The 7,507-nt window shown below is 74.3% G+C and carries 8 protein-coding genes; 4 read left to right on the top strand and 4 right to left on the bottom strand.

The window, feature by feature from the left end; genetic code table 11:
- The coding region (locus tag PUR26_RS20360; RefSeq protein ID WP_329873847.1) for a carbohydrate-binding module family 20 domain-containing protein at window positions 1-558 on the top strand (558 nt) is incomplete at its 5' end.
- 182 nt (window positions 559-740) lie between these two features.
- Here PUR26_RS20360 and PUR26_RS20355 read toward each other — a convergent pair.
- Window positions 741-1,703 (bottom strand): acyl-CoA thioesterase, encoded by a 963-nt coding sequence (locus PUR26_RS20355; protein ID WP_329873846.1) that lies wholly within the window; start codon window positions 1,701-1,703, stop codon window positions 741-743.
- A 386-nt stretch (window positions 1,704-2,089) separates the two neighbouring features.
- On the opposite strand from PUR26_RS20355, the gene PUR26_RS20350 reads away from it, so the two are divergent.
- Window positions 2,090-3,040: a helix-turn-helix transcriptional regulator gene (locus PUR26_RS20350; protein WP_329873845.1), complete on the top strand. Its 951-nt coding sequence runs from the start codon at window positions 2,090-2,092 to the stop codon at window positions 3,038-3,040.
- A 453-nt stretch (window positions 3,041-3,493) separates the two neighbouring features.
- On the opposite strand, the gene PUR26_RS20345 is transcribed toward PUR26_RS20350, so the two are convergent.
- The 3 genes from PUR26_RS20345 to PUR26_RS20335 all read right to left on the bottom strand — a co-directional run bounded on the left by PUR26_RS20345 (window position 3,494) and on the right by PUR26_RS20335 (window position 4,628).
- Window positions 3,494-3,865 carry a toxin Doc gene (locus PUR26_RS20345; RefSeq protein ID WP_443077116.1) on the bottom strand — a complete coding sequence of 124 codons (372 nt, stop codon included), beginning with the start codon at window positions 3,863-3,865 and terminating at the stop codon, window positions 3,494-3,496.
- 2 nt (window positions 3,866-3,867) lie between these two features.
- Window positions 3,868-4,116 (bottom strand): YlcI/YnfO family protein, encoded by a 249-nt coding sequence (locus PUR26_RS20340; protein ID WP_329873844.1) that lies wholly within the window; start codon window positions 4,114-4,116, stop codon window positions 3,868-3,870.
- 242 nt (window positions 4,117-4,358) lie between these two features.
- Window positions 4,359-4,628 (bottom strand): DUF6225 family protein, encoded by a 270-nt coding sequence (locus tag PUR26_RS20335; protein ID WP_329873843.1) that lies wholly within the window; start codon window positions 4,626-4,628, stop codon window positions 4,359-4,361.
- A gap of 246 nt (window positions 4,629-4,874) precedes the next feature.
- On the opposite strand from PUR26_RS20335, the gene PUR26_RS20330 reads away from it, so the two are divergent.
- Both PUR26_RS20330 and PUR26_RS20325 read left to right on the top strand, forming a co-directional pair.
- The gene (locus tag PUR26_RS20330; RefSeq protein WP_329873842.1) at window positions 4,875-5,615 is read left to right on the top strand and encodes a tyrosine-protein phosphatase; all 741 of its coding nucleotides are present in this window, start codon (window positions 4,875-4,877) and stop codon (window positions 5,613-5,615) included.
- Window positions 5,616-6,077: 462 nt separating this feature from the next.
- Window positions 6,078-7,493: a WS/DGAT domain-containing protein gene (locus PUR26_RS20325; RefSeq protein WP_329873841.1), complete on the top strand. Its 1,416-nt coding sequence runs from the start codon at window positions 6,078-6,080 to the stop codon at window positions 7,491-7,493.
- Window positions 7,494-7,507 lie beyond the last annotated feature (14 nt).

Below are 7,507 nucleotides of genomic sequence, written 5' to 3'. Positions count from 1 at the left end.
TGGTGGGACAACGGGAACAACGCCGTCGCCTTCGGCCGCGGCGACAAGGCCTACGTCGCCCTCAACCACGAGACGTCCGCCCTCACCCGGACCTTCCAGACCGCCCTGCCCGCCGGCACCTACTGCGACGTGCAGAACAACCGGCCCGTCACGGTCAACGGCACCGGCCAGTTCACCGCCACACTGCCCGCCGACACCGCCATCGCACTCCACACCGGCGCCAGGACGTGCGGTACGGGCGGGACGGACCCCGGGACCCCGGTCACCACCGGCGCTTCCTTCCATGTCGATGCCACCACCGTGCCGGGTCAGGACATCCACGTCGTCGGCAGCTGCGCGCAGCTCGGGAACTGGAACACCGGCAGCGCGCCCAGGCTCGATCCCGCGAGCTATCCGATCTGGAAGGCCGACGTCACCCTGCCGGCGGGAACGGCCTGCGAGTACAAGTACATACGCAAGGACGCGAGCGGCGGCGTCACCTGGGAGTCCGGGGCCAACCGCACCTTCACCACCCCGGTGTCGGGCAAGGTCCTCCTCAACGACACCTGGCGGGCCTGACCCGGTCCGCCCCCGAAGGTACGACCCCGTCGCAGACCTCCTTGGCCTCGTACGCCGCCGCCGTCGCCCCGCGTACGACCGGATGGTCCGGCCGCCCGGCGCCGCGCTCACCCGCGGGCCGGGCGGCCGTCGGCCGGAAGGGGGCGGCCGGACAGGACGGAGGGCTGCGGCCGGGCCGGGCCTCAGCTCCCCGCGGCGGCCTCCGGCCTGGACTTGGGCTTCCTGACCGGTGGGAAGAGCGTCTCCTGGGCCAGACTGGCCACGAGGACCCCGTCGGCGGAGTAGATGCCACCGCTGTACCAGCCGCGTCCGTGTGCGACGGTACGCGGCACCATGTCGAGAAGCATCCAGGAGTCGAACCGCGCCGGCCGGTGGAACCAGAGGGAGTGGTCGAGGGTGATGCCCGCGCCCCTGCCGCCGCCCTCGACACCGGAGACCCCGGTGGAGACATCCGATACGTAGGCGAGGGCGCAGGCCTGGAGGAGCGGTGTGCCGGTGACGCCCTCCCGGGGGCGGGCCCACACGCGAGTGGGCAGTCCACGGCCCCACGGTTGCGCCTGCCTCGGGAGCCGCCACTCGATCCACGGCAGCCTGGCCATGTCGAAGGGGGCGGAGTCGTCCGGCGGTGTGGCCTTCGGGGCGGGTTCGAGCTGGGCGTCCCGGCCGCGGGCCGGCCGGTGGAAGGAGGCGGTCATGGTGAAGAACGCCTTGCCGTCCTGCTCGGCCGTCACCCGGCGGGACGAGAAGAAGTGGCCGTCGCGGTCGCGTTCGACGCGGAAGTCGACCGCACGCGAGGTGTCGCCCGCGGCCAGATAGGAGGCGTGCAGCGAGTGGGGTATCCGGTCGGCGGACACGGTCAGCCCGGTCGCCAGCAGCGCCTGGGCGGCGACCTGGCCTCCGTAGAGCGGGAAGGGCTCACGGACGACGACATCGGCGCGGAAGCGGTCCTCGCCCGTCTCCGTCAGGGCGAGCAGGGCGGCGAGTACGCCCGCCCCGGTGCCCACTGCGGCAGCGGTCGTCCCGGCGCCGCCCGCGGCCGCCGCCGCTGCCGTGACGCCGCCTTCGCTTCGGGACCCCTCGGCGGCTCCGGTGCCGGTTCCGCTCCCCGTGCCGTGGCCGGTTCCGGTGTCGGTCTCGGTCGTCAACGGACACCCACCTGCTCCGTGTTCACGTGCGCTCCCCTCCCTGGGCGTTTCGGCCAGTCTGCCTGCTGGGCCCACGCCGGACAGCTCCGGGTGGCGGAGATCACGCGCGCTCCCGCGCTCGACGCCGCACCCGGCGTGCGCCTCGTCGGGGGCCACGCACGTCGCGCCGTGAGGCCGGCATGTTCGCCGCGTTCGCGCGGAGCATCCCGGTCACCGGGACCGCGGGCGGGCGCCCCCGGCGACGCGCACATGCTCGGTTCGCCGCCCGTTTCGCCGGGCCAGGGGGTGTCTCGCCGGGCGTGCAGGACGCCGCGGTCAAGGCGAGACTTTCCGGACACGACCTAGACTCGGTACCTGCCCACGTGGCCGGACGCTGGAGACACCCCATGGACGGAAACGGGCACGACGGCGACTCCCCGGCGCCTCACCGCAACCGCGCCTCCGCCGGGACGCCCCTCGGCGCCGAGGTGCTCGACTTCCCCGGACTGCTCGCCCGTGCCCGGGGCAACGGCATCGATCCGTACTCCCCCAGGCGGCCCACCTTCCACGAGTTGCTCACCGTGCGGGCCGGCTCGCTGCGGTGCGCGGTGGACTTCACCGAGTACGAACTCACCGAGGGCGGCTGGCTGTGGGTGCGCCCCGGCCAGGTCCACCAGTACCGCTCCGACCTCGCCGGCGCCGAGGGCACCGCCGTGCTGTTCCGGTCGGGGTTCCTGAGCGCCGCCACCGTGGACGCCTCACGCGCCGACCGGCGCGCCTGGCATCTGCCGCCGGTCCCGGAGGGGTCGGACGGGGACGCGATACGGCGCGTGCTGGACCTGCTGGAGAGCGAGTACCGGCGGCCGGCCGAACTGCCGCTGGAGGTGCGCGCCGAGGTGGTCCGTCATCTCCTCGCCGTGCTCGTGCTGCGTCTGGCCCATCTGCGCGGAGGCGAGGGCGGTGAGGCCGGTGCGGGCCGCGACGGCGGTCCGGAGCGCGACGAGCCGGGCAGTGAGGTGTTCCGCCGGTTCCAGCAGGCGCTCGAACGGGGCTTCGCACGCACGCACCGCGTGGAGGACTACGCGCGGGAACTCGGCTACAGCGTCCGTACGCTGACCCGCGCGGCCCGCGCGGCACAGGGGTGCGGCGCCAAGCGCTTCATCGACGACCGGGTGCTGCTGGAGGCCAGGCGTCTGCTCGTGCACACCGATCTGTCCGCCACGGCGATCGCCGAACGGCTCGGCTTCCCCGGCCCCGCGGTGTTCACCAAGTTCTTCCGGCAGCGGGCCGGTGAGACCCCGGCCACCTTCCGCGACCGGGCCAGGGGCGGTCCGCCGGACGGACGGTCACCGCGCTGATCCGTCCGGTCCAGGCCGTCAGCGGCGGATCACTCTCCCACGCCGCCTCCGCCCGGTGGCCGGACGGAGGCCCCTGGGTCCCCGGCGCGAGCCGGCCGCCGACACGGTGCCCGCGGTTCACGGCCGGCGCCGGTCGAGCGGTGGGCGGGCAGGCCACCGGGCGGTGGCGGGACGGAGCATCGCGGCGAGGCGTGGCATGAGCGGGGGCGAGCGCGAGGGCCCCGGCCTCCTGGAGCAGACGGGCGCCCGCCATGACGTCCAGCAGGTCGCGGTCGACCGGCGTTCCGCCCACCCGCTCGCGCCTCCGCCGGGCGCCGGCCGACCGTGGAGCCCGGCCGTCCGGCCCGTCCGCTCGACGAAACAGTCCTGGAGCGCGGGGGCCCGCCCCGGTCGGGTCGGCGGCGAGGGGCTTGCGCCCGTGCCCTTGACCCGTACGGCAGCGGGCGGACGAGGTCAGATACGCCAGGTGCGGATGCGTTCGGCGGCGTCATAGGCGTCGGTGTGGCCGTCGTCGATGTCGCGGGCGAGGTCGATGAGCGCACCGTAGGGCGCGTCGATCCCCTCGCCGGCGGCGTCCAGGTAGGCGACGACGACCGCCGCGCCGAAGAGGGCGTTGCGGGCGGGCAGCGGACGCAGACGGATGATCGAGTGCATCAGGGTGGCGGCCCGCCAGGCGTTGTCGACGGTGGCGCCGACCTTGGGGGTGTTGACGCGGTGGCGGCCCACCGCGGCGACGAGGCCGGTGAAGTCGTGGACGGTGGGATGCTTGGGCAGGACCTCCGCCTGGCGTTCCAGCAGCCAGCGGATGTCGATGTAGAGCTCCACGGTCAGGCGGCCCGCCCCCCGGCGTCGAGCCGGTCGGGGGTGTCGTCGGGGAACGCCTTGTCGAAGGCGTCGGCCTGGTCGGCGACGAACTCCCGGAAGACGGCGGAGGCACTCTTGAGGCGCGGGTCGCGGACGGCGTCCCGCGCGGCCTGCGTGATGAGCGCGGTCACCGTGGTGCCCTCGGTCTCGGCACGCTGCTTGAGCAGTGCGTGCAGGTCGTCATCGACGCGGATCGTCACTGATTTCGACATGCTCCGACCGTACAGCAGGCCGTACAGCACGGGCCCCGGATCCGGAAGAGGAGCGGAGCCTGGCGGACGGCGGCGGGCCCGGAGGGCGGCGGGGCACCGGGCGGGGACCGCCGCTGCCGGGACTAAGCCCTTCCCCGCTGCCGGAAGCGGTCCCGCCGGGGCGGCCCCGCCGCGGTGACCGGCCCGCGCGGCGGGGCCGCCCCGGCGGCCGCGCGTGCCGCCGTCGCCGCACACCGCACGGTTCAGTCGTCGACGCGGTCGTAGGTTCCGGCCTTGTAGTCGGCGAACAGCGTGAACTCCACCTCGTAGCGTTCGGTCCCGTCCTCCGTCACCGGCCGCTCCTTCTCCACCGGCTCGGCGTCGACCAGGGTGTACTCGTGATAGGTGTCGAAGTCGTTGGGTTCGTCCGCGACCCCGATGTGGATCACGGTGTCGTCGGACAGGTCCTTGAGGGCGTCTCTGAGGCGTCCCGCGGTCCATGCTTCCGGTGCGTGGTCGAATGTCTCATTCATGGGCCGAGGCTATGGGCGCGCGACGGCGGGGAGCCGGACGCCGGGCCAGAAGTGCACCCGTACAGCAGCGTGCCCGCGCGGATCGGGCGCGTCGGCGGTGGTCGTACCGCCCGTTCCGGTCCGGGTCGCCGTGCGGACGGCGGGACTTGTCGGCTCATCGCACCGTCGGGCCGCCCCGCCCGCCGGACGGCATGACGGGCGCGTGGCGCCGTCCCGGCCGGAAGTGAGAACGTAGGGTGCCACGTTGTGAACAGATGCATACCTTTCGAACGGCTGCACAACTTCCGTGACATGGGCGGCTACACCACCGAGGACGGCGGCCATGTGGTGCGCTGGGGGCGGCTGTTCCGCTCCGACTCGCTGGGCAAGCTCCGCGGCGAGGACTGGGACCGGTTCCTGGGCCTGGGCATCCGTACGGTCATCGATCTGCGCTACCCGTGGGAGATCGACGGCAAGGGACGGGTGCCCGAGCACCCGTCCTTCTCGTACCACAACCTCAGCGTCGAACACCGGCCCTACGACCAGGCGGCCCTCGGCCCGGACGTGGAGACCGGCCCCTATCTCGCCGAGCGGTACCTGGAGGTGGCCCACGACGGGGCCGAGGAGCTGCGCCGGGCTCTTGAGGTGCTCGCCACCGGAGAGGGCCCGGCGGTGTTCCACTGCGCCTCCGGCAAGGACCGCACCGGTCTGCTGGCCGCGCTGGTGCTGGTTCTGGTCGGGGTGGCGGAGGCCGATGCCGTCGAGGACTTCACCCTCACCGGGCTGGCCACCGAGCGGCTGCTCGCCGACTGGGAGGCCGACCACGGCGGCCGGCGCCCGGCCTGGCCCGGATACGGGCAGGCACCCGCGGAGGTGATGCGTCTGTTCCTGGCCGGTGTGGCCGAGCGCCACGGATCCCTGCGCGGTTACGCCGCCGATGTGCTGGGTGTGGACGACGAGCTGGTCGCGGCCCTGCGGACCGGCCTGCTCGAACCGGTCCCGGCCTGACACGCGCACCCGCCCTTCCGGCGGGAGGACGAACGCGACGCGTCCTGGGCCGGTCCGGGGGTGGGACGGGGCACGCCGGCGGTTCGCCCGGGCCGGGACGTGGACCCGCAGGGCTCGGGTGGGCGAGGGTGGGCGCGGCGGGCAGCACGGTACGGAACGTTCGTCCGCCCAGGAGTGCCCGGGCGTGCCCGGGAGGCCGGAACGGGCCGGGTGGAGGCACCTCATAGGCGGGGCTTTTGAGGCGATTGCACTACTTTGCGTATCCATCACCGCACGGAAGACGTTCTCCGTCCGACAGGCCAATGATCAGGCCGAGGTCCGGTCGCCGCGCTCGCGGAGCCGCTGGTCGAAGAAGTGCGGCATCCGGTGCGGTCCGGACCGGGTGCGGCCACTCCCCGTTCCGGCGGCCGGATCTCCGTGTCGCCCCTGATCACCATCTCAGGCAGTACGGAAGGAGCCGCCGTGGCTCTTCGTCATGAACCACCGCCCCGTTCCCTCCCCGCCGACGGCCGGGACGCCGCCGCTCCGGCGTCGTCCCGGCGGCACTCCGCCCGCCCCCTGGAATGGGCCCGGCTCGGCCACGAGGCGGCCCACCACCGATCACCGGCTGTCGTGGGTGGCGTCGTCCGCTGCGCGGGCCGCCCGTTGGAGCCCCAGGAACTGTTCCGTCTGGCGCGGCTCGCCGTGGCGGCCCACCCGGGGCTCGGGCGAGCGAGGGCCGGATCCCCCTTCGTCCCGGAACGGCACGTCTTCGACGCGCCCGTACCCTGCGGAACCGGTCAGGCGGGGCTGCGCCTGGCGTTGGAGGAGTTGACGGCACGGCCCCTGTCCGGCCCGGAGTGGGGGGTGTGGCTCGTGCACGGTTATGAGCCACAGGAGTTCGCCGTCGTGCTGCGGGCCGACCAGAACCGTCTCGACGGCATGCTGCTCACCGAGATCTTCCGGGATGTGCTCGCGCGGGCACCGCGCTCCTCCGCCGCCGGACCCGTCGGAGTCCCGGCCTGCGCCGAGGTCCCCGGGGCCGGTCGCGCCCGCGGCGGGGCGGCGCTCGCGACCGCCGTCCGCGAAGGGCTCGACATCCTGCGCGGGCTGTGGCCCGCCGCCCGCCTGCTGCCGGGGCACCTCCCCCTGACGGGCAAGGTGCACTACACATGGGGCAGCGTGAAGGCCGCCCGCCTGCACGAGATCGCCGCGGCGTACTCGGCCACCGTCGACGACGTGTACCTCGCCGCCCTGGCCGGGGCGCTGGGTGCCTGGGCCGACGGGCGGGGACGCTCACCCGTCGGGCCGGCCCTTCCGCGGGCCCGGGCGCTGCCACGGGGCAGGACCCTGCCGTACGGCCGGGTGCTCCCCTGCGGCCGGGGGTTCCTGCGCGGCCGGACGCTCCGTCTGACGGTGCCGACCGGTCTGCGGCGCGGGGACGAGGCCGCCCGGCCGGGCAGCGCGGTGGTCGGGGCAGGGGTACGGCTGCCGGTCGCCATGATCGATCCGATCGAGCGGATCGCCCGCGTGAAGACCCAGACGGACGCCGTCCGTTCCGCCGCGCCGCGTCCCCGCGAGGGGGCCCTGAGCCGTGTACTGCCCGGCCGCCTCGGGGGGTGGCTGCACGCCTGGGACCTGCACCCCCGGCGCACCACGGTGCTGGCGTCCCATGTTCCGGGCACCGACGAGCCGCTGTCGCTCGGCGACCGGACGGTCATCGACATGATGCCGCTGCTGTCGCTGCCGGCCGGTCAGGCTCTCGCCGCTTGTCTGACCGAGTACGCGGGGACGGCCCGCATCTGCTTCGTCACCGACCGGGCGGTCACGGGCCACGACGAGCTGGTGCGGCTGTGGGTGGGCGAGCTGGATCTGCTGGCGGCGCGCGCGGCTCCGTGAGCAGCGCACCCGAT

The sequence above is a fragment of the Streptomyces sp. SP18CS02 genome (genome assembly GCF_036322365.1).
Classification (GTDB): Bacteria; Actinomycetota; Actinomycetes; order Streptomycetales; family Streptomycetaceae; genus Streptomyces.
Note: the sequence above shows the minus strand (reverse complement) of the source record. Positions and strands in the feature narration are given on the sequence as shown.